The organism is Nocardia sp. NPDC060255, from assembly GCF_042727395.1.
GTDB lineage: Bacteria > Actinomycetota > Actinomycetes > Mycobacteriales > Mycobacteriaceae > Nocardia.
This window is the reverse complement of the sequence record NZ_JBHXAU010000002.1, coordinates 390,806-411,809: the sequence shown is the minus strand read 5'-3', so window position 1 is coordinate 411,809 and position 21,004 is coordinate 390,806. Positions and strand designations below refer to the sequence as shown.

The following is a 21,004-nucleotide window of genomic DNA, read 5'->3' as shown; positions in this document are numbered from 1 at the left end:
ACGGTCGGTGGGCCGTGTAGCGCAGTCGCGGTACGCAAAGGAACCACAACGATCAGTGCCGCGTCACCCATAGGCGGGCATGTTCCGGTAGTAGTCGACGCATGCACAGGCGCGGGTTCAGTTACGAAGTCGGTCAGCAGTGGAGGTGTGCCGAATGTGGGCGGGTGGAGACGATCGAACGGGACGAAGATCTGGAGCAAACAATCGGCCTGCCAGACGTCCGCGACGGCGGCGATGGCGAGGTCGCACTGGTCTGTAGCGATTGCTCGTTCGACTCGTGTTGAACTTGAACCATGTGCGGTCCAGACAGGTCTGTGCGCTGCAGGACGCGAGCCGCGAGCGTCTCGTCGCGACAGTCAGTTGACGGGCGCGGTCGGAGGGGAACGGCTGCGGTCCATCGTTCGAGGACGTAACCTTTCCACTTAATCGTCTTGCAGCACTGTGGGTTTGCGACTGGACAGACGCGCCGTTGGATCAGTCGCCGCTGTGCCGTCCGGTGGGCGGCGTCTGGGGGAGTCGAACTTGGTAGATCAGGTCGTCACAATCGCCGCCGTGCTGTTGGGTGCGCTGATGTCGCATTTGACTACCTACATGATGTCGAGGCAGCGGAATCGGCACGAGCTGCTCACTCGATGGGATGGGAAGAAGCTCGAGGCGTACGAGGGTTACGTTGACAAGGTTCGGACGATGATCTTCGCTGCCTCACGGCTATATGGACACCGTGTAGAAGGGCGCAGCCTGGTCAGTGAGACTGAGGACGGGCTCCGCGCAGAATTGGCGCAGGCGATCAGGACACGCGATCGCGCGTTCGAGCGTGTGATGTTGCTCGCTGGCGACGACGTCGTCGAGGCTGCACATGACTTGAACGCCGTTGCAGGCCACCTTGTCTGGCTTGCCGAGGGTCACGTCGCAGGCGGGCAGCAGGATTACCTCGCTCGGAGTCGTGCCGTGTTCCGGGCAATCAACGACTTTCATGACGCGGCCCGAAAGGACCTCGGAGTTCAGGGCGCCGTAACCGGAGCGGGCCACCCTGAACGAGATTTGCTACTCCCGCCAGGCCCTCCGCGAGAAACCGAGCATCCGGATTAGCGGGAGCACGTTTCGGGAGACACGAAGTCCTGGTCAGGTCCGAAACGCAGTGGAAAGCTCGAGCGAAGTTGCAGTAGGGCGTTCGCTCGCTCGTCGATGAGGCTCATTCGTGCGTGCCACTCGTCAGGGTGATTGTGATCGGTCTGTGCAGTGACCTGTCCTGGCCACTTCCGGTACAGCAGCCCGACTTCGGCATCGAAGAATCCGGCCGACACGATGCTGGCGCCTATCAGTACGCCTGTGTCGTCGGAACCCGGAACACCCATCCATCCGCCGAGCGCCGTCACCAACGGCCGGCGGATGCAGATGGTTGTTGGGTGAACCGGTAGCCGGAAGTTATGTGTCCGCCAATGATCGAGAACCGCGCCGGGTGCGAGCTTCCCATGAGGCGGATCGTTGTCGAATCCCACCGTCGTTCCGTCGGGCAACAAGTCAAGTAGTCGGCAAGTGGTCCAACCAACGTCGCTGTTCTCGGGCCGGAGCAGATTCGTGATGTCCCGAACCAGGACGCCAGGAGTCAGAATGTCGTCAGCGTCCAGGTTCTTGACCAGCTCGCCGCGGGAGTTGGCGAGCGCGAGGTTCCGGGTCAGCGCGACGCCGCCCTTGCGGCCGGTCCGGAACACGATCCGGTCGTCGGCACCTTGGAGAATTTCTTCGGCAATGCCGCTGTCGCCGTCCTCCTGAATTACCCATTCAAGAGACCATCCAGCGGGCAAGTCCTGCGTGGTGACGGAGTCGCAGGCAGCCTTGAGATGCTCCGGATCCGGATTGTGAAGCGGTGTTATGACTGAGATCAGTCGATCCACATCAGCTCCATCGGCTCAGTTTCGTCGTGTACACCAACTCTGTCCGATCGCCGGGGAGAACGACGTCGGACACCTCGACGACGCGACCAGTCGTGTCGATCGAGAACTTTCGTAACTCGAAGACTGCCACACCGATCGACGGAAGCCCAAGTGCTTCCGACTCATCAGCGGTAGGTGTTCGCGCCTGAACCTCTTCCCTGATGCATGCCAGCTCGATCCCGATCGTTGACAGTTGATGCTGCGTGCCGCCAGGCCACGGCTCGTTCGTGTCGTCCAGGAGGTCCGGATTCGCCTCGACGACTTCGTAGACGAGATATGAGCGAATGAGCCCGAACGGCCAACCTTCGCTGCGGTATTGGGTGCGGTAGTCGCGCTGCAAGAGTTTCGTACCCACGGGTACCGCGAAAGCGTCAGCCAGATCGTCAGTTGCCTCGACTGTGCTGTAGGTGGCACTGAAGGCGAGATCCGGCATCGTAAGGCCGGTGTCATGCTCGGTCGCGCCCGTCGAGCGACGGACCGACTCCGGCTCTTGCACGCGGTTCTTCTCCCATTGATACCGCTCATCCGTTCGGCGGATTTTGATGCGCGGCGTACGAACGTAGGTCCCGACACCGTGCTTGGCCTCGATAAGTCCCTCGTGACGCAGGACTGCCAGCGCCTGTCGGACGGTTGGCACGCTGACACTGAACTCTTCGGTCAGAACCATCTCCCCAGGCACCCGGTCGCCCGCCTGCAGCTGACCTGTCGTGATCCGTCGCCTGATCTCGTTGGCAATTAGCTCGTACTTTGCGGGCACTGGATTCCCTTCCTCGTTGCGGTGACATGTTCATCTTATGTCCTCATGAGGTCTTGACAACCTATGGACTCGTCACTCACGCTCAAAGCATGAGTCCTATAGAGAACATGATGACACTAGAACCGGTCGATCCGCTGTCGACCGATGGCCACCGACCGGGCAGAGGTGCGTGATGCGCGCTCGGACGTTTTGCCTGGCAGTAGCGGCTGTTTCGATCGGCTTCCTTGTGATCACAGCGCCCGTAGTCGTTGGCTTCACCGTGATGCTGCTCGGAGCATTCGGTCTGTGGCGATCGCTTCGCCGACCTCGGTCGCGGTGGTGATTGCAGTGCTGAAGCTGAACTCCACGGATCCGAAGTCACGTAGGTCGGTCACTAATCCCGGCGCGTTTGTGCACGTGCTCCGCGATCCCGAACGTTGGGGGCGGGTATCGGTCTGGCTCGTTCCGGCTCTATCTCGCGATGGTTTGGACCTAGCAGACCGAGACGATCGCGCCGCCCAATCGCCCACTATCCGTCCGCCGGACGCCGGGATGGTGCCAGTTCAGTGGTGCGGAGTCGGTACCCCTCATTGGGTGTATGTCGACGAGCTGCGACTCGAAGGCACCCGGAAGGTGCTTGATCGGCGCGGGGTTCTTGATCGGCGGCGGTCCCGGTGACCGCGCCGTGGACGCAGGGCCCGATGCTGCAGGGCTACACAGTTACGCACTTCGATCGCCGCGGTGGTCACAGCCCGTTGCATTCGATGGCTGGGCCGGAGTTCACGGGCGTCGCGTCGGTGTATGCGCCGCTGGGTGTGTTGCCGCCGATGGTTCGGCTCGGTGCGCTGGCGGCGCTGCTTCTGATCGCGATGGCCGGTTGCAGTGCGGCCTGGGTCGACTACCAGCACTACACGCCATCGCCAAACATCTGCCGCTCCGTGAACTCCGGTGTGCCAGCTGAGCGCCCGGGGTCGTGTGTTCCTGCTTCTCAGGTTGCGGGAGTGCCTCGATGAGCGCGGCCGACGAGATTCGCGGGGAGCTTGAAGCTCTGGACGCGGAGAAGCAACGTCTGCGTGTGGTCGATGGCGTGTTGTCGGACATGTTGGACGCGGCCACCGAGGTTCGTAGCGCGAAAGGCTACGTCGACGACAGCGCCGAGCAAGAGAAGCTGCGTCATTGGGACGCGGCGGCCCGAACTGTATGGGCCGAACAGGCCACGGCAAATGGCCGGTGGTTGGCAACCCATGATCGGTGGTTCGCCGAGGTCTTCGAACCTCACCAGGATCGGAACGCTCCCGGTACTGCACGAAGTACTCATGCGGGAATCGAGCGGTCGCGATGAGGCCGTTTCTCGATCCGGACGGCCGTGAGCACGGAATTCCGACGTGGCCGTGGCGGATGGCGCCGCAGCATTTGCGGACCAAAAAGCAGCTGGCGCAACGGGATCAACGCCCGAGCGAGCGTGAACCGCAAGCGCAGGTGACGCGAAGCCGACGCGGGAAGCCGCCGATGGTGGCGTACCTCTACGACGCGGACAAGGCAGTGCCGAAACGCGAGTCGTCGGAGGCGCAGTTGGCAGCTTTGCAGCTAGCGCGTTGGACGCGGTCGGTGGCCGCGTGTGAGCGCCGGGGGATCGATGCCAGTGACATGCGCGAGGTGATCGAGCAAGCCCGCACCGATCTCGCCGCCCGCCGCCGGACCACCACGCGAGGGCAGGAAAGGAAGCGAACCCGATGAACCAGAACAAGAGAGCGGCGAGTCGATACGCGGATCTTGAGTTCGAATACCGCGACCAGCTCATCGACGGGCTGCGCAGCTGCGGTATCGGTTATCGCGACATCGCCCGGTTGTTGGGCATATCGGCGCGCAAGGTCGAGGCCGGACTCGGTGAGATTGCCGCCTTGCATGAGAGCGGATTCAGCCAGGTCGAGATCAGCCGCCGCGTCGGTCTGCCGCGGACCACGGTGCAGGACTTACTGCGCTCGCAGCGCTCGTCGATGTCGACGGCGCGCAAGACCGCGGCACTGGCCGCGCTGTCGGAGATGCATGGCATGCAGGTCGATGTGTTGGCGTGGTTTCTGGGAATGGAGAAGAACCACACCTACAGCCTGGTCAAGGCGCTGTTCGACGACAAGCGCATCGGTGAGTTGGAGCAGGTGCAGCCCGGCGAGAAGTGGGTGGTGCCGACGCGAGTGACCGCAGCGCGCTATCTGGGGTGGCGGCCCAGGGATTGGCATCCGCCACTGATGTATGCCGAGCACTATCGCGCGGTTGGTCAAGCCCGGATCATGCTCGTCGGCACCGCCCCGGAACGCTGGATCTCCGAGCGCCGGTTGTGGCAGCGCGCCAAGGACGAAACCACCGAATCCCGTTCCGGGCTGACCGATTTCAGCACCGGACGCGTCCCCCGAGCGGGACGCCCGCACATCCACGATGGCCGGTTCCTAGGCGAGGTCGAGGGTCAGCGCGGTTGGTGGGCGTTGGAGGTAGAACTCAGCGTCAAACACGGCGCGCACATGGACACCGCATTGCAGGGCGCATTGCGTGCCGCGCGTGACGCGAACCCGGAATCGGTGGTCGGGCTGCTGTATCTGTGCCGGTCGGCCTCGGTGGCCGACAACGTCAACGCGGCCTATGACCGGCTGCCGCGTGAGCTGGCGGAGTTGTCGCTGTTGTTCGCGATCGGCGATTTCGACGACGAGTGGACCAGCTACCTCGCGCGCCGCAACAAGACCAAGGCGGGGAAACGCCTTGGCGGCAACGGACTTCACATCACAGGCAGGGCGTCATGAGCAACCAGAATTGCCAACCCATTCTCACCCCAGCCGACTGCGACCCGCTCGGCACCCACACCACCAGCCCGACACCGACTACAGCGCCGGAGCCGTCGCACACCGGGCTCATTCGCCCGGACGCGCCGCCGATCAAACACCTCGACGGATTGCAGCTGCCCGACATGTCCGCCGTCGCACACGTGGCGACCACGGCGACGGTGTGCGGGGTGGTGGTCGTCGCGATGCTGGTCATGATCGTGGCCGTCGCGGCGCGGTGGCCGTTGGCGCCACATCGGTTGCGGAACTTCGCGATCGCCTCACTGCTGCTGCCTGCGACCTCCGCATTGGCCGGCGGTTCTTGGTCGGTACCCGCGGTGCTGTTCGTGGCCGGCGCCGCCCGCGTCAGCGACGGCGATTGGGCCGGACTGCGGATGATGCTCGCCCTCGGTGTGCCGTTCGCGGCGCTGATCGCCTCCTACTGGTGGGCAAAGTTCCTGCACAAGACCCACAGCGTCGGCCTGAAGTCCCTGGGCCGCACCGAGCTGGTTCAGCATGCGATCGCCTCTCGCAAGTTCACGGCCGCGGCTCGGGCGGCGAAGCTCGGTGCTCCCTACAGCGCTGGTGATTCGATCGTGCTTGGCCCGCTGGCCGATCGCACGACGTCGAATCCGTTGGGGGTGTGGTCGGAGCTGACCGCGCGGCATCAGTCGTGGCTGGCGATCCCGCACAAGGAAGCCCGCCGTCACTTTGGGATCTTCGCCACGACCGGTGCGGGCAAGACCGAGCTGATGAAGCGCTACGCGCTAGCGACGTTCGACTACGAATGGCGCGCCTGGCAGCAGTGGAAAGACGTCCCAGGGATCCGCAAGAAGCATCCGCGCCCGCTGCTGGCGGTGATCTCTTGTAAGGGCGGCGAGGACGACAAAGACCTCGGAATCGAGTTGCGGGCCAACGCAATCACGATGGGCATCCACCCGGACCGGATCGCAATGATGCCGCTGGCCGACCGGCTCGACATCTGGACGGGAATGCCCGCCCGCGACCTGCGCGCGATCGTCGGTGATCTGCTCAACGCGGGCGAAGCCAGCACCTCAGAAGGCCAGCATTTCGATGAGATCCGCCGCCGGATCGTGTCACTGGTGGTGGACGCTCCAGTCGGCCCGCCGCGCAACTCGACGGAGTTCCTGGAGCGACTCAACCAGGAGAAGCTGCTCGACATCTGGGGCAACGCCCCGGACGTGAAACGCATGATCGAGGCAGCGCAGGCCGAGAAGACTCCCCAGCTCGATGACGCATTGATCAAGTGCACCAACCTGTTCGACCTGCTTCAGGACCACAACGGAACCGTCGTGTTCGACGGCGGCAAAGACATCAACGACCTCGACGTGTTGTTCGTGACCGTGCCGGGCTTGGACAAGGACGCCGCCCGTGCTCAGGTCGCGGCGATCCTGCGACTGATCATGCAGCGCGCCGGACGCACCGCCAAAGACCAGCGCCGCTCGGTCACTGTCGTGCTGGACGAAGCCAGCGCGTTGACAACCAAGCAAGGTTCGATCGGGCTGGAGGAAGTCCTCGAACGCGGCCGCTCCCAGGGCGTGGCGATGGTGCTGTCCTCGCAGTCTCCCGAGGGCGTGACCGCGGATCAGTGGTCGCTGAACCGGCTGCTGAAAGCCTGCGCGGGCGGGGTGGTCATCGGCTACTGCGAGAACGCCGGAGACCTGTGCAAGCACTTCGGATCCATTCGCCGGATGCTGCCGTCCCGGCACCTGATCAAAGGCCAGCGTCACGGCGATGAAGGCCAAGTCAGTGTCGGTGAGATGTGGCTGGTCGACCCCGACCGGGTCCGCCGCTTCGAGACCGGCCAGGTCGTCTACGCCAAAGCCGGACGCGCCCAGTGGGGCCACGTCGTCCCCGTCGACCCCAGTGAACTATCCCCGCTGCCCGGAACCGCCGCAGCTGCCGCGGCGACCGCATCAACCTCAGGCGCCGACGTCGCCGCCTGACCACTTCGCTTCTTCCTGATTCGCCCAATTCGATTGTGAGGCACCACCAATGCGCATCATCCGTAACCATGACCACAACGACGAAGATCCCGAGGACTTCGAGCCGAACGACCCGAAAGACCAGGGCGAGAAGCTCGCCGACGAGGTCTCCGAGTTCCTCGCCGCCGTCGCCGAACGAGCCCCGTTCCGGACCGGACAAGACGCACCAGCCTCGACCGAGCAGCCGGTGAAACCCGGACTGCGCCTGGTCAAAACCGACGCCACAGCAGACCGTGACGTCCACGACGAGGTGACCGTCGGCATGAGCAATGCCCGTGGACCGCGACCGCGGTTGATACGCGCCGGAGCCGGTGGCTCAGCTGTTGTGGTCGTTCTGTCGATCTTCGCGACCTGGGGTGAAGCGCTGGTAGTGGTGGTCCCGATCTCGGTCTACGGCCTCGCCTGGATCGCCTACCTGTGGTGGAACGCCGCCCTCCGGCCACCGATCCCGCAAGCCATCGCCTTAGTCACGACCGCATTCAGCCGGTCCGTCGCCGCCATCTTCAGCTTCGTTGTCGGACGGTTCCGCGCCCTGCTCAACCGAGCCGACGCGGCACGCACCCGGCACGAAACCGCCCGCACCGCAACCACCTAAGCCGACACCGAAGGAGACGAAACGCCATGCCCGACAACCAGAACGAACCGATCCTGCCCATCCCCTCAGACCTCTACCTCGAAGTGGGTGAGGTCCAAGACCAGCTAGAAGACCTTCAGCGCAAGCTGCTCGATCTGCAGCAGCGCTACCACGAGTTGGGCCAGTCACCACGATCGCTGGACGTCGACAACCTCGGTGACCCGATCAGCCCCCTCCATGCCGCCCAGAACACCGAGGGGTGGCTGGCCAGCGCCGACAGCAACCTGTGGCGGGCCAGTGAACAGCTCAGCCGGGCACGCGGCTACGCCAGCCGGTTGAGGCTCACCACCCGAGCCTGCGAGGAGCGCGAACAGCAACTCTCCCAGCGCCCCCCGATCGAACGCACCCGATAACCACCGCTCGAAAGGACCACGGCAATGTCTGAAATGGACGAAATCACCAGTGAGGCCCGCAAGTTCGTCGTCTCGATGAGCTCCATGCTGCGCCAGCACGCCCAAGCCTCGAACTGGCTGGAACGCAGCCTGATCCGCCGCGATATCACCCGGCAATGGCGAGCCGAGCTCAAGCAGCAGCGAGCCGAACGCAGTCACCAGCTCACCTGGACCGTCCACGGCGTCGACAACTACCGCATGCACGCCCTGGCTGCCGCTCAACGCCAGAACGACCCGCGCGTGGACGAGGACCGGCGCCGCCGCGACGCCGCCGCACTGGTGCGCCACTACGAGGACAAGCGTGACCGCATCCTGGGCAACGAGCACCTCACCGAGATCGAAAAGGGCATCGCCCTTGATGGTCTCGACGCTGCCACGGTGTTCCCCGAGTACAAGCCGGGCAAGCTCTTTTCCCGGGCACACAAGGTGCGCGGGATCGAAGCACTGCGCTACCGCGCCCAAGTCGCACGAGCACGTAACTCCGCGGGCATGCCGCGCCCGCTGCCCCGAGTGATGTCGTATGCGCCTGCCGAATCCCGCAGCCGCGAGGAGCAACTCGAACGCCTGCACACGCCGGCACCGGGCCGATCGCCGATCGCGAAAGACAGCAAGCCGTTCGTTGCGCTGGTGGGACCGGCCGACGTGATCCACCTCGAAGAACACGAGTACGCGTCGGTGCCACATCAGGACCGGGATCGGTTGAAGCGCTTCGCTACTCGCGAGCAGGCCTATGAGTGGACATTGACGCAGCTCGACACCTACCGAACCACAAGTAATCGGGGCGGGGAGGACTTCACCGCCTCCATCCGCGAGATCGGGCGCAGCAACAGCAGCGAGATCGCCAACGGCCCACTTGGGATGGTCACCGACGAAGTCCGCGGGCTGCACGCCGAACATCAGCGGCACCAGGACCGCACCCGAACGGAGGGCCAGCAGGCCCGCCCGGTCGAGCAGCCGCCCGACACCAGCGCGGATCAGAACCGATTTGCCGAGATCGAGCGCCGCCTGGGGGAGATCGCCGCCGACCGGGACCGGCTGACCAACCGCGTCGGGATGCTGCAGCGTGGACTGGACGCGGTCACCGCAGACCGAGACGAGTTCAAACGGCAGCTGGCCAAGTCCGACGGCCGAATCGAGGCGCTGAAGAACCGCAACCAACGCCTTGCGGCCGAGATCGAAGAACTGCGTCAACGTCCCCAGGTCGGCAAGGTCGCAGCCGAGCGTGACCGCTACAAGCGCGAGCGCGACAAAGCCTACGAAGACCTCGATGACACGTTAGTGAGGCTCACGGAACAGGATCGCCACGGTAGCCGCGAACGTGCCGAGTTCGACCAACTCGGCAACACCCAGCGACAGCCCCGCGAGACCGATCAGAGTCTCGACGGCGTGGAGCGAAACGCGCGGCCGCGCAACGGAACCGAACGGAGCCGTTGACATGAACGACATCCCATCGTCGATGAGAATCGACCCCGAAACCCTTCGGCGCGCTCGGCTCACCGTCGCCGGGCACGCGGCCAATCGCGCCGACGCCACAGAACTGCTGGCAATGCTCGGACTGACCGAACAACAGCCAACCCGATCCGCGCCACGGTCCAACCCGGTGCGAAATCCGGGCAGTTGCGTGAAATGCGGTGTGGCGACAGGTGATCGGCGCGCAGCCGATCACGGCGGTGCCCGCTACGGCGGCCGCGGCCGCTGCGACGCCTGCTACAAGAAGCTGATTCGCGCCGAACGCAAAACCAGTTCGGGTGAGCGGACTCCGCGTCGTCGCGTGATCGAACGGAGCCGCTGAGATGGAACGCGAACACGAAGACGCCATGCGCACCGACTTCGCCGAGCGGGTACGCCTGAACGAGGAACTGTTTCACGCCGAGAACCTCGGCAGTTGGGACAGCGATAGCGATGAGCAGGCGCGCCGACGTGACGAGATCAACTCACGCTGGTCGGCCGGCCCGCACGCCGAGCAATGGGCCTACCTGAACAAAGCTCACCACAGCTGGGAGTGGGATCCCAAACTGACTCGCGACTACATGGATTGGCTCGATCACTACCGCCGCCTCGGCCACGAAATGGTCGACGATATCCAGCGCCGCAGTCTCGAACAGACACAAGAGCTCTCGGGCAACACCTTCCAGGTCGGCTACGAGCGCAACGCGCCTGATGTCGCCAGGTTCACCGCGGACACGCCGGTACCGGTCTTCGGTACCGCGCGTCAGCGTCTCGGAATCGAGCGGGGGCGGTGAGGTCGTGGAACCACAACAGCAGCAAGGGCGTTCGTGGCAGATCATCACCACCGCGTTGGATCGCACGATGGGCGCCGGAAAAGGGGCACAGTCGGGGTGGGTGCGCTATCTCTGCCCGGTGCACGAAGCCGATGGGCACCACCACACCCCGTCGCTGGGGGTGCGTTACGACCTGCAGCAAGCCAAGACCATTGTGCGTTGCTTCGCCGGATGTGATGACCGGGATGTGCTGGCGCGCTTGAATCTTCGAGTCCGCGACATGTTCGACCGGCTCCCCGAACGTGGTTCCCAACGCGTCAACCGGCGGCCCGACCCACGCCGTCCCGCGGTCGAGCAGGCGCTCACACCCGTCGAGCGAGCAATCCAAGCCGCTCGGTTCCCGATCCCGTCACGTCGGGAGCTGGGCGCACAGATCGGACCGGCGGCCAACATCGATACCTACGTGTATCGCTGGCCAGACGGACGTATCGAAGGTGCGGTAACCCGCGTCCACACGCCGCACGAGCACGGCCACGCCAAAGGCTTCTGGCAAGCCCGATGGACCGGAACTGCCTGGGAACCAGGAGGTTTCGCGCCGATCCCATGGCGGCTCGATCAAATCCGCGAAGCCCTCGACACCGGTCGCGAGATCGTCGTGTGCGAAGGCGAGAAAGACGTGCAGCGGGCCAACGCGGCCGGGCTGATCGCAACCTGCAACGCCATGGGTGCGGGCAGCTGGAAGCCGGAGCATGCGCGCTGGCTGACCGGGGCGGGGCGGGTGATTGTGGTCGCTGACCGCGACCGCCCCGGATACCGCCACGCCGCCAAGGTCGCCGACACCCTCGCAGGCCGGGTCGGAGAGATCCGTGTCCTACAAGCCCGCGACGGCAAGGACCTATCCGACCACTTCGACGCCGGATACCAGATCGAAGATCTCGCACCCGTGCCCTATCTCGACCGACCACAACAACAGAGGTTTCGGCCGGCGGGCCGAACCCGCGGCCGCTGAACACCATTCACCGATATCACCGGAAGGAACACCCTCATGAGCATCGACTACAGCCAGCGCTTCAAGGCCGCAGCGAGCAAGCCCCCGAGCGCATTCGGCAAGAACACCCCACCCAACACCACCATCTACGGGCGCATCACTGAGATCGGCGAGCAGCCGAAACTGAAGTTCAACGGCGCCCCCGGCGAGGTCGACAAGGACAAGAAGGGCAACCCAGTCCTTCAGCTGTTCATCACCATCGACACCCCCGCCGGACCACGCAACCTGTACCCGACATGGCGCATGGAACAGGCCATCGGCGGCGCCCTGGAAAAAGCGAGCGCCGGAGCGTTCGAGATCGGTGCCGTGCTGTCGGTCACCTACATCGGACAGGACCCCAACGACGAACGCGCCAAGCTCTACACCGCCGTCTACACCCCAACCGGCGCGAGCGGCGGTGCGTGACCCGTGACCGAAGCTTGGTCCGGTGCAGACGCGGTGCGCAGCAGCGATGCAGTGCACCGCGACGCACCAGAGGACAGTGCGCGCGAGGCGGGCGTGCCACCCAGGGCGTGGCCGGTACTGCTGCTGGCGCTACCAGCGTTCGTGGCGATCTGGTCCGGCTGGGTCGGACTCGGTGAGCTGACCGGGTTCGGCCCAGTGCACCCGCTGCCCGGAATCGCCGACCATTTCACGATCAACACCGCGATCACTCTGCCGATCGGGATGGAGGCATACGCCTCCTACGCGCTGTACGTGTGGCTGTCCGGTCGAATCCGCTCGGACCGAACCCGCAGCTACGCCAAGTATTCCGCGTTCGGCAGCCTCGTATTGGGTGCGGTCGGGCAAGTCGCCTATCACCTCATGCAGGCGGCAGGAATGACAACGGCACCGTGGCCGGTCACGGTCCTGGTTGCCTGCCTTCCTGTTGTGGTTCTCGGTATGGGTGCGGCGCTCGCGCACATGATCGGCGGTGAGCACCGTCACGGACCGGCCGTGCGCAGTGAACCGGAGCCGGTGCACAGCCCTGAACCAGTCCGCACCGTGTCGGTGCGTGAAGTACGCACCGAGACTCGCTCGACATCGACGGAGTTGACCGAATCCTGTAACGCGGGCGAACTCGAACCGGTCGAATGCATCGAAATCGAGGCCAGCGCATCGCGCGATCGTTGGTCCGTGGTCGCCGATCGTGTGTGCGGCGCAGACCCGGCCGGGCGCCGGGATCCGCGCAAAGTAGCCGAGATTCTGCGCCTACGTCACGACCAAGGTTGGTCACACGCCCGGATCGCCGAGCAAGTCGAACTCAGCTCATCGACCGTTACGCGAACCCTCACTGCCGCCCAGGAATACACCAGAGAAGAAGGAACCCGACCATGACCGACACCAGTGCACGAGAAGTATGGGAGCTGACCGAGAACGGCTGGTACACAACGGAAGATGTTGCCGCCGTTCTCAAGGTCGATCCGTCCAGTCTGCGACGCTGGCGGACGGCGTGCCCACCGCAGGGTCCTCCGTTCGTTCATCTATCCGGTCGAGTGACGCGGTACCTCGGTGCCGACGTTCTGGCCTACCTCCGGCGTAACCGCATCGACCCGACGGCAGCGTGATGGGGACTGACCCGGTTCGATTGATTCCGCTCGGTGTGGAGATCCGAGCGGACATCGAAGAGCGCAATCGAGCCACGCCGTTCCGTGCTCGCGTGCGATGGACGGACCCTGTCACCAAGGCGCGCCCGTCGAAGTCGGCGGCCTTTGACACACGCGAGGAAGCCGACGAGTGGGTAGACCGGATCCGAAGGGCCGCAGCCCGCGGAGTCGACCCGAAGACCGCGACCGCAACTCTCAAAGATTACGGCGATGACAACTGGGACGCAGCGATGCGCGGCCTAGAAGAGAAGACCGCGGGGGATGCCTACCTTCCAGCCTGGAACCGCCGCGTGGTTCCGGCACTTGGCCACATCCCGGTGACCATGATGACCGCCGGTCTGGCCGACCGCGCGGTGATGAGCTGGATCGCTGAGGGAACCAGCAAATCGGCGGTCAAGAACAGCTTGGCCGCTCTGTCCCGCGTGCTGGACCAGGCAGTCCGCGACGAAGTGATCGAACGGAATCGGGTCGAGGTCAGCGGCTGGCAACGCCAGTACGAACGATATGAGGACGAACTCGATGACCCGCGGTCGCTTGCGCTCCCAGACTGGATGACGCTGACCAATCTCGCTGATTCGTTGGTCTCAGCGTCGGCCGACGGCTACCAAGGGTGGGGCGACGTAGTGATCTTCGCGGCGTGCACCGCGGTGCGTATCGGCGAGGTGTCCGGCTGCCGAGTTGGCGACATCGACACAACGGAGTGGGTCTGGCGGCTTCGTCGGCAAACGTCACCTGGTCCGGGTGGGCTGAAGGACAAGGGCACGAAAGGCAAACGGTCCCGCCGGATTCCGATCATTGAGGACATTCGCCCTCTGGTCGAAAAGCGGATCGCGGCAGCCAACGAGAAGAAGGATGCTCGGCTGTTCGTCGGTCCACGTGGTGGCCGAATCCAAACCGGTGTGCTGAGGAAGGCGACGCATTGGCACGAGGTCGTTGCGAAGCTCGGCTACGAGCATCTGCGTCGGCACGACCTCCGGCACACCGGACTCACCTGGTTCGCCGACGCCGGGGTTCCACTGCATCGACTCCAGCAGATCGCCGGGCATACCGATCCGCGGATCACCCAGCGATACCTGCATCCGGACATCGAGGCACTCCAGAACGACGGCAACTTGCTGACGATCCACCTACGAGCGCCCCAGCGGTCCCCAAATGGTCCCCAACTGCGAGTTGTCTGAAAACAGCAAACCCCTTCCGGCCGAGGTCAGAAGGGGTTTTCTACTGTCGGGCTGACAGGATTTGAACCTGCGACCACCTGACCCCCAGTCAGGTGCGCTACCAAGCTGCGCCACAGCCCGTTCTGCGCCCGTTGCTGGGCGCTCGAAGAGATTACCTCAGGTTGGGGCGGGGGAGCGAATCGCCTGGTTAGCGGCGTGGCGGTGGGGTGAAAGCTGGTCGGGCGCAGTGGGTGTGATGGTGTCCGAGGCGGCGGGTGTGACGGGGGTCGAAGGATGGGGCCGGTTGGTGGCGGGCAGTGGGGGCATTCCCGACTGTATGAAAGGTCGGGCGCTGTGGGTTCCCGGCGGAATGGAAGGAGGCGGCGGGTATGAGTCGGGAGCGGCGACTGGTCGAGGCGTTTGTGCAGCTGGCGGACTCGCTGGTGGAGGACTACGACCCGGTGGATGTGGTGCAGGAGCTGCTGGATCGGGCCGTCGACCTGCTACCCGTCGATACTGCCGCGGTGTTGCTGGCGGGGCAGGATGGTGAGTTGAAGGTGCTGGCGTCGACGAGTGAGGCGACGCGGTGGCTGGAGTTGCTGCAGATTCAGGCGCAGGACGGGCCGTGTGTGCAGTCGTATCGCGGTAGTGAGCGGGTGATTGTCGAGGACCTCGAGCAGGCGCGTGATCGGTGGCCCGCGTTCGCCAAACAGGCTCTGCTGGACGGGTTTCGGTCGGTGTACGCGTTGCCGTTGCGGTTGCGGATGGACCGGGTCGGCGCGTTGAATCTGTTCAGTGCGGGCGAGGAGCATCTGACCGAGGATGATTTGCTGGTCGGGCAGGCGCTGGCCGATATCGCGAGTATCGCAATTCTGCAGGCTCGGTTGCTGGCGGATCACAAGACGGTCAACGGGCAGTTGCAGCTGGCGTTGCAGAGCCGGATCGTCATCGAGCAGGCCAAGGGCATGTTGGCCGCGCACGGTGATCTCGATCCGGAAGCCGCGTTCAATGCGCTGCGCGGTTACGCCCGTCGCACGCGAGGACGGCTGCCGGATCTTGCCCGGGCCGTGGTCGACCGCACCATCGACCCGGGCAAGATCCTCGAGCGCTGAGCTCACATGCGTTCGTGCACGGTCAATAGCAGGTGGTCGAACCGGGTGCGCAGCTCGACCATCGGCCCGTCCAGCGTCGTGACCTCGGACACGAGCTGGGCGGCCAGTGCCCGCAATTTGGTCCCGGTCTCCTGAGACCGCCAGATGAGCACCCGAAACGCCTGTTCGGCGGTGATCCCGTAGATGAGCATCAGCGCACCTTTGGCCTGCTCGATCTCGGCCCGCGCGGAGTACAGCTCGGGCAGCGCGCCGTCGAGGGTCTGTCTGCGGTCTTCTTCGAGCGCGTTGGTGATGTCGACGTAATACCCAGAGGTGCCGACGATGGTGCCGTCGTCGTCGACCATGTCGTCGCCGACGACGAGGACGTGATGCACGCACCCCTTGGTGTCGATGATCCGGTGGCGGCTGCAGAACGGCTCGCCGGTCTCGACTGTGCGGGCGATGATGTTCGCCACCTGCTCGCGATCCTCTGGATGTTTGTGCGACAGCAGTAATTCGGTGGACGGCCGGACGGACCCTGGCGCATAGCCGTGGATGACCGCGACCTCGTCGGACCATTCCCAGCGCTGATCGGCCAGCCAGAAGCGAAAGGTGCCCGCGCTCTGTGCGCGGCCCGCGCCCAGCACTTCCTCAGCCGGTCGAACCGTCTCCGGCTCGAAAGCGTCGACGAGTACCGTGCTCGAGGTTTCGTCGCCACGTGCGACATCCGGAACACCAACAGACTGATCCAACGACCTGCCCCTCTCAACCCAAGACCGATGTCGGTAGCAAATTCGGTCGGCTGGCGGGGGCTGGGGCAGCACGGTCCGGTCGCCAAGAGTACCTGGGGGCACCGACAGTTCGTCGGCGAGCCGCGCAGGGGCGGAGGAAAGGTCGTGACCTTGGGAAATGCCGGGATCAGACGTACCAGTGGGCCGTGCGCGCGATGGCGGGCAGCCGGTCGATCCGCGCCGTCAGGTGCTGGGTCGAGCTGGGTTGCGGCACAGCGATTCTCCGATCAGGGGCGCCGGGCGACGGTCAGCACGTCGGGCACGAGCGGGGTCGGGAGCGGCCTGCGCACCGCGCGCTGTTCGGTGACCCGGAACCCGGCCGCCTCGACCAGCAGTCGCATCTCGTCGGGCGAGGGGAAGTAGGCGACGTTCTGAATCGGCGTCGGCTGCAACAACTGCGCGAATCGGTGCCGCGGATTGATCAGCACGATCGCGAGTAGTCCACCGGGGGAGAGGATTCGGTGGAACTCCGCGAGCGCCGCCGGATGGTCGAAGAAGTGGAAGGCGTGCGTCGAGACGACGGCATCGACCGCGCCATCGGGTAGGCCGAGATCCTCGGCCCGCCGATTGATCCAATGCACCTGGCCGGAGCGCGCTTTCGCCTGCCGCAGCATGCCCACGGAGGCGTCGCAGCCGTATACCACGTCGGGCTTCAGGTCCTGCTGGATGCGTGACGCGAGAATCCCTGTGCCGCAACCGACATCGGCTATCCGGCGAATATCGTCGCGCCGCAGCTGCGCGATGATCTCGTCCTGGGGCGGCCGGTAGGCGACCCGCTGTACCAGGGGGATGTTGTACACCCGGGCGAGCCGATTCCAACTCTGGGTGACGAGGCTGTTGAAGGCGCGGGTCGGTGCGTGCGGCATGGCGGCTGACATCGGTGTCCCTTCGGCGTAGCTGGCCTCAAGACTAAATTGTCTGAGACAATTTAGGAAGGCTTGGCGGCGCTCAACGGTTTCGCGATGTCCTCGAGCGACCGCCCTTCCGCCTTGACGCCGTACGCCAGCTCGACGAGCCCGGCGGCGAACATCGCGGCGGCCCCGATCGCGAAGGCGAGGGCGGTCTTGCCCGGATCGCCGTCGGCGGCCAGCTTCGAGAACACCAGCGGCCCGGCCACGCCACCCGCGACGGTCCCGATGGCATAGAAGAACGCGATGGCCATGGCGCGCGTCTCCATCGGAAAGATCTCGCTCACCGTCAGATACGCCGCGCTGGCACCACACGAGGCGACGAACAGCACCGCGGTCCAGCACGCGGTGAGCGTCACGGCGGACAACACCCCGGCCGCGAAAAGCCATGCCGTGCCGAACAAGAGCACCGCGGAGCCGATGTAGCAGCCCGCGATCATCGGCTTGCGCCCCACCGTGTCGAACAGTTTGCCGAGCAGCAGCGGCCCGAGGAAGTTGCCGAAGCAGATCACGGCGAAGTAGTAACCGACCCGATCGTCGGCCACGTGGAACGACTTCGACAGGATGAGCGCGTAATTGAAGGTGATGGCGTTGTAGAGAAACGCCTGGCCGATGAACAGTGAGAGCCCGAGCACGCCGCGCTTCGGATACTGCTTCACCAGCACCTCGGTGATCTCCCGGAAGCTGATGGTGCGCCGCTGGTGAATCTCGATCCGCTGATCCGACACGTCCTCCAGTTCGCGACCGGTGTCGGCGCGGACCTGCTTCTCGACGTCGGCGACGGTCCGCTCGGCCCCGTCCTCGCGCTCGTGGATGAACATCCACCGCGGACTCTCCGGCACGTGCCGGCGCACCACCAGAATGATCAGCCCGAACACGGCGCCGAGCGCAAAGGTCAAGCGCCAGCCGATATTCGCCGGGAACAGGTTGGTGTTCAACGCCACGATGGACAGCAGCGAACCGCCGACCGCGCCGAGCCAGAACGTCCCGTTGATCACAATGTCGATGCGCCCCCGATACTTTCGCGGGATGAGCTCATCGATCGCGGAGTTGATCGCCGCGTACTCGCCGCCGATGCCGAACCCGGTGAGGAAGCGGAACAGGATGAACCACCACATCGAAAACGACAGCGCCGTCATCGCGGTCGCGAACAGATACACGGCGAGCGTGATGAGGAACAGCTTCTTGCGGCCGAATCTGTCGGTGAGCCAACCGAAGAACAGCGCGCCGCAGCCGGCCCCGGCGACATACATCGCCGCCGCGAGGCCGGAAACCTGTGCGGCGGTGATGGTTATGCCGCTGCCCGGTTCGGAGAGCCGACTGGCCACGCTGCCGACGACGGTGACCTCCAGCCCGTCCAGGATCCAGACGGAGCCGAGGCCGATCACCACCATCCAATGCCAGCGCGACCACGGCAATCGATCCAACCGCGCCGGAATATCGGTCGATATCGTCTTCACAGGCCACCCACCTTCGGTCAGTGCCGACCGGTTACCCGAGGTGATGGCAAATATTCAGAGCAGGGTGAGGCTGCCGCTCTCGAACGCGCGCAGCGTCACCTGCGGCAGGCTCTCGGAAGGATGCGCGGTCGCACCCCAATCGATAAGGAACGGAACCACACCCGTGTGGTCGTGCGCCAACGTCAGCCGCCAGCGCAGCACCTGGCCGTCCGGCGTCTCGCGGGACATGCCGGAAGCCTCGCCAGGGTCATATCCAGTCGCGCGGGCCTCGGTAACGGCCGCGTCGATGTCGGGCACCCGCGCCGCCCAGGTCACCAGCCGCGGCTCGGCCAACCCATCGACCCCGAACGGCCGGGGGAGCGCGGGCGCGGGCTGGTCGTCGTCCGGACCGATGATCTCGAGATAGCCGCCGTCGCCGAGGCCGAGCAGGAAATTGCGCGTCCCTCGGCCGCCATGCCGCCCACCGGGGACGGGCGCTACGCCGAGCAACCGCGTCACTGTAGCCACCGCATCCGGCAGATCCGGGGTCGCGAGCACCAGATGATCCAACTCACTCACTCCGCAAACCCTAGCCACGCGTGGCCGGTTTCACGCACTGTGCTCGGTACCGAGCGAGCGTGAGCTACGCTGCGCCGAAGTGAAACCTGTTGCAGAAAGTGGCCGCGCGATGAAGGTGATGTTCGCACTCTGGGACATCGGCGATCTCCTCGCCGACGAGCTGACCGCCCGCCTGGCGACCGCCGGAACCGTTGCCGTGCAGGCGAATATCTCCGACGCCACGGTGGCGAACGCGATGTTGCGACTGACCGCCTTCGATGAACCGGTTGCGGCAGTAGTGAGTGTGTGGGTATCCCGTCGCCGCGAAGCCGTCGCCGTCGCCGACATTCTCGCCTCGGTCGCGCAGGGCGTCGCCGGTTGGCGCGTCGAGGAGACGCGGCCGATCGACCCGCCCTTCGTGCCGCTGCGCGAGCGGGCGCCCGGCCTGGCCAACCTCGCATTCCTACGCCGACCGCACACCTTGGCACAGGCCGACTGGCTGCATCGCTGGCGTGACCAGCACACCGAGGTCGCCATCGCCACCCAGGCGACCTTCGGTTACGTCCAGAATCTCGTGCTCGAACCAGTCACCGAGGCGGCTCCCGATATCGCGGCCATCGTCGAAGAACTCTTCCCGATCGAGGCCCTGACCGACCCGCATGCCTTCTACGGCAGTGCAGGCGACAACGCTGAACTGACCCGCCGCATCGATCGATTGATGAAGAGCGTCAACACCTTCGGCGCGGACCGCGACATCGACGTGGTCCCGACCAGCCGCTACCTGCTGCGCTGAGCCAACCCCTCGGCATCGATCGCCGCGACCGAGGTACGCAGTGCCGAGCGAGCGGCCAGCACGGCGGGATGGTTCCCGGTGCCGCGCCGATACGCCAGCAACGTCCGCCGCCGCGTCGCCAGCGGCGTCAGTGTGACCTCCGCCGGACACGTCAACGCGCCGAGCTCCGGCACCAGTGACACGCCCTGCCCGGCCGCAACGAGCGCGAGCACGGTGCCGAAGTCGTCGGCATGATGCCGGATCCGCGGCGTGAATCCCGCTGCCTGACAGGCGCGCACGGTCATCGTGTGACACAACGTGTCGGGAGTGCCTGCGATCCACGATGTTTCGCGCCAAGCCGCCAACGGCTCGTCGGAAAGCGCTGCCAGGTAGATGGTCTCCTCGAGCAGTGGCTCGGTATCCAGCGCCGGATCCGGCTCGACGGGCACATAGTCGTACTCCTGAACCAGCGCGACATCCAAGGTTTCCGCCCGCAACGCGGCGGGCGCGGTCGCCGGGTCCAGCTCGGTCACCATCAGCTCGAGTCCCGGATGGTCACGGCTCAACGCGACGAGGGCGGGGGACAGGATCGTCCGCACCGCGGTCGGGAACGCGCCGATCCGCAGCGTTCCGGTCAGTTCGGCGCGCGTGGTCGCCAGCTCGGCGGCCGCCTGTTCGAGCACCGCGAGGATCGTTTCCGCGTGCTCGACCAGGGTGCGGGCGGCCGGGGTCAGCGTGACCCGTCGCCCGGTCCGCTCCAGCAACGGCACGCCCGCCTCGCGTTCGAGCGCGCTGAGCTGCTGCGAGACGGCCGAGGGGGTGTAGGCGAGCGCGTCGGCGACTGCCGCGATGGTCTCGCGATGCGCGAGCTCGCGCAGCAGCCGCAACTTGCGAATATCGAGCATCAGTCAATCTTATGC

Annotated in this window: 24 protein-coding genes and 1 tRNA gene; 16 read left to right on the top strand and 9 right to left on the bottom strand. The window is 65.3% G+C overall.

Annotated features, from left to right (window positions below; all coding sequences use genetic code 11):
* Nucleotides 1-708: 708 nt before the first annotated feature.
* The 3 genes from ACFWF1_RS07725 to ACFWF1_RS07715 are packed head-to-tail and all read right to left on the bottom strand — an operon-like array spanning nt 709 to nt 2,691.
* Nucleotides 709-1,029, bottom strand: a complete 321-nt coding sequence (locus ACFWF1_RS07725) for a hypothetical protein (RefSeq protein ID WP_379290776.1) — start codon at nt 1,027-1,029, stop codon at nt 709-711.
* A 56-nt stretch (nt 1,030-1,085) separates the two neighbouring features.
* Nucleotides 1,086-1,895: a glycosyltransferase gene (locus tag ACFWF1_RS07720; protein WP_379290778.1), complete on the bottom strand. Its 810-nt coding sequence runs from the start codon at nt 1,893-1,895 to the stop codon at nt 1,086-1,088.
* Nucleotide 1,896: 1 nt separating this feature from the next.
* Nucleotides 1,897-2,691 carry a GntR family transcriptional regulator gene (locus ACFWF1_RS07715; protein WP_379290780.1) on the bottom strand — a complete coding sequence of 265 codons (795 nt, stop codon included), beginning with the start codon at nt 2,689-2,691 and terminating at the stop codon, nt 1,897-1,899.
* A gap of 988 nt (nt 2,692-3,679) precedes the next feature.
* On the opposite strand from ACFWF1_RS07715, the gene ACFWF1_RS07710 reads away from it, so the two are divergent.
* The 14 genes from ACFWF1_RS07710 to ACFWF1_RS07645 all read left to right on the top strand — a co-directional run bounded on the left by ACFWF1_RS07710 (nt 3,680) and on the right by ACFWF1_RS07645 (nt 14,546).
* Nucleotides 3,680-4,012, top strand: a complete 333-nt coding sequence (locus ACFWF1_RS07710) for a hypothetical protein (protein WP_379290782.1) — start codon at nt 3,680-3,682, stop codon at nt 4,010-4,012.
* Nucleotides 4,009-4,407, top strand: a complete 399-nt coding sequence (locus ACFWF1_RS07705; RefSeq protein ID WP_379290784.1) for an RRQRL motif-containing zinc-binding protein — start codon at nt 4,009-4,011, stop codon at nt 4,405-4,407. The genes ACFWF1_RS07710 and ACFWF1_RS07705 overlap by 4 nt, the downstream gene beginning before the upstream one ends.
* Nucleotides 4,404-5,462, top strand: a complete 1,059-nt coding sequence (locus tag ACFWF1_RS07700; protein WP_379290786.1) for a hypothetical protein — start codon at nt 4,404-4,406, stop codon at nt 5,460-5,462. The genes ACFWF1_RS07705 and ACFWF1_RS07700 overlap by 4 nt, the downstream gene beginning before the upstream one ends.
* Nucleotides 5,459-7,447, top strand: coding sequence for a hypothetical protein (locus tag ACFWF1_RS07695; protein ID WP_379290788.1), 1,989 nt, complete (start codon nt 5,459-5,461; stop codon nt 7,445-7,447). The genes ACFWF1_RS07700 and ACFWF1_RS07695 overlap by 4 nt, the downstream gene beginning before the upstream one ends.
* Before the next feature lie 49 nt (nt 7,448-7,496).
* Nucleotides 7,497-8,081: a hypothetical protein gene (locus tag ACFWF1_RS07690; RefSeq protein ID WP_379290790.1), complete on the top strand. Its 585-nt coding sequence runs from the start codon at nt 7,497-7,499 to the stop codon at nt 8,079-8,081.
* A gap of 26 nt (nt 8,082-8,107) precedes the next feature.
* Nucleotides 8,108-8,473, top strand: a complete 366-nt coding sequence (locus tag ACFWF1_RS07685; protein WP_379290792.1) for a hypothetical protein — start codon at nt 8,108-8,110, stop codon at nt 8,471-8,473.
* A 24-nt stretch (nt 8,474-8,497) separates the two neighbouring features.
* A complete protein-coding gene (locus ACFWF1_RS07680) occupies nt 8,498-9,946 on the top strand; it encodes a hypothetical protein (protein ID WP_379290794.1) in 1,449 nt (482 codons plus the stop codon).
* A gap of 1 nt (nt 9,947) precedes the next feature.
* Entirely contained in the window at nt 9,948-10,304 is a 357-nt protein-coding gene (locus ACFWF1_RS07675; RefSeq protein ID WP_379290796.1) for a hypothetical protein, read from the top strand.
* A 1-nt stretch (nt 10,305) separates the two neighbouring features.
* On the top strand, nt 10,306-10,755 hold the full coding sequence (locus ACFWF1_RS07670) for a hypothetical protein (protein ID WP_379290798.1): 450 nt from the start codon (nt 10,306-10,308) through the stop codon (nt 10,753-10,755).
* 4 nt (nt 10,756-10,759) lie between these two features.
* A complete protein-coding gene (locus ACFWF1_RS07665) occupies nt 10,760-11,743 on the top strand; it encodes a hypothetical protein (protein ID WP_379290800.1) in 984 nt (327 codons plus the stop codon).
* A gap of 36 nt (nt 11,744-11,779) precedes the next feature.
* Nucleotides 11,780-12,187 (top strand): hypothetical protein, encoded by a 408-nt coding sequence (locus ACFWF1_RS07660; protein WP_379290801.1) that lies wholly within the window; start codon nt 11,780-11,782, stop codon nt 12,185-12,187.
* Between the two features lie 3 nt (nt 12,188-12,190).
* Nucleotides 12,191-13,099, top strand: coding sequence for a hypothetical protein (locus ACFWF1_RS07655; protein WP_379290803.1), 909 nt, complete (start codon nt 12,191-12,193; stop codon nt 13,097-13,099).
* Complete coding sequence (locus tag ACFWF1_RS07650) at nt 13,096-13,329, top strand: helix-turn-helix transcriptional regulator (protein ID WP_379290805.1); 234 nt, start codon at nt 13,096-13,098, stop codon at nt 13,327-13,329. The genes ACFWF1_RS07655 and ACFWF1_RS07650 overlap by 4 nt, the downstream gene beginning before the upstream one ends.
* A 92-nt stretch (nt 13,330-13,421) precedes the next feature.
* Nucleotides 13,422-14,546 (top strand): tyrosine-type recombinase/integrase, encoded by a 1,125-nt coding sequence (locus ACFWF1_RS07645; RefSeq protein ID WP_379290806.1) that lies wholly within the window; start codon nt 13,422-13,424, stop codon nt 14,544-14,546.
* A 46-nt stretch (nt 14,547-14,592) separates the two neighbouring features.
* Here ACFWF1_RS07645 and ACFWF1_RS07640 read toward each other — a convergent pair.
* A tRNA-Pro gene (locus ACFWF1_RS07640) sits at nt 14,593-14,666 on the bottom strand.
* 248 nt (nt 14,667-14,914) lie between these two features.
* On the opposite strand from ACFWF1_RS07640, the gene ACFWF1_RS07635 reads away from it, so the two are divergent.
* Entirely contained in the window at nt 14,915-15,637 is a 723-nt protein-coding gene (locus ACFWF1_RS07635) for a GAF and ANTAR domain-containing protein (protein WP_379290808.1), read from the top strand.
* 2 nt (nt 15,638-15,639) lie between these two features.
* Here the strand turns inward: ACFWF1_RS07635 and ACFWF1_RS07630 are convergent, their stop codons facing one another.
* From ACFWF1_RS07630 to ACFWF1_RS07615, 4 genes are all read right to left on the bottom strand, one after another.
* Nucleotides 15,640-16,368, bottom strand: coding sequence for a PAS and ANTAR domain-containing protein (locus ACFWF1_RS07630; RefSeq protein WP_379290810.1), 729 nt, complete (start codon nt 16,366-16,368; stop codon nt 15,640-15,642).
* 266 nt (nt 16,369-16,634) lie between these two features.
* Complete coding sequence (locus ACFWF1_RS07625; protein ID WP_379290811.1) at nt 16,635-17,285, bottom strand: class I SAM-dependent DNA methyltransferase; 651 nt, start codon at nt 17,283-17,285, stop codon at nt 16,635-16,637.
* Between the two features lie 50 nt (nt 17,286-17,335).
* Nucleotides 17,336-18,775 carry an MFS transporter gene (locus ACFWF1_RS07620; RefSeq protein WP_379290813.1) on the bottom strand — a complete coding sequence of 480 codons (1,440 nt, stop codon included), beginning with the start codon at nt 18,773-18,775 and terminating at the stop codon, nt 17,336-17,338.
* A gap of 54 nt (nt 18,776-18,829) precedes the next feature.
* Complete coding sequence (locus ACFWF1_RS07615; protein ID WP_379290815.1) at nt 18,830-19,333, bottom strand: VOC family protein; 504 nt, start codon at nt 19,331-19,333, stop codon at nt 18,830-18,832.
* A 79-nt stretch (nt 19,334-19,412) separates the two neighbouring features.
* Between ACFWF1_RS07615 and ACFWF1_RS07610 the strand changes: the two genes are divergently transcribed.
* Nucleotides 19,413-20,105, top strand: a complete 693-nt coding sequence (locus tag ACFWF1_RS07610; protein WP_379290817.1) for a hypothetical protein — start codon at nt 19,413-19,415, stop codon at nt 20,103-20,105.
* Here the strand turns inward: ACFWF1_RS07610 and ACFWF1_RS07605 are convergent.
* Nucleotides 20,090-20,989 carry a LysR family transcriptional regulator gene (locus ACFWF1_RS07605; protein ID WP_379290818.1) on the bottom strand — a complete coding sequence of 300 codons (900 nt, stop codon included), beginning with the start codon at nt 20,987-20,989 and terminating at the stop codon, nt 20,090-20,092. The two genes, ACFWF1_RS07610 and ACFWF1_RS07605, sit on opposite strands and share 16 nt — an antisense overlap.
* Nucleotides 20,990-21,004 lie beyond the last annotated feature (15 nt).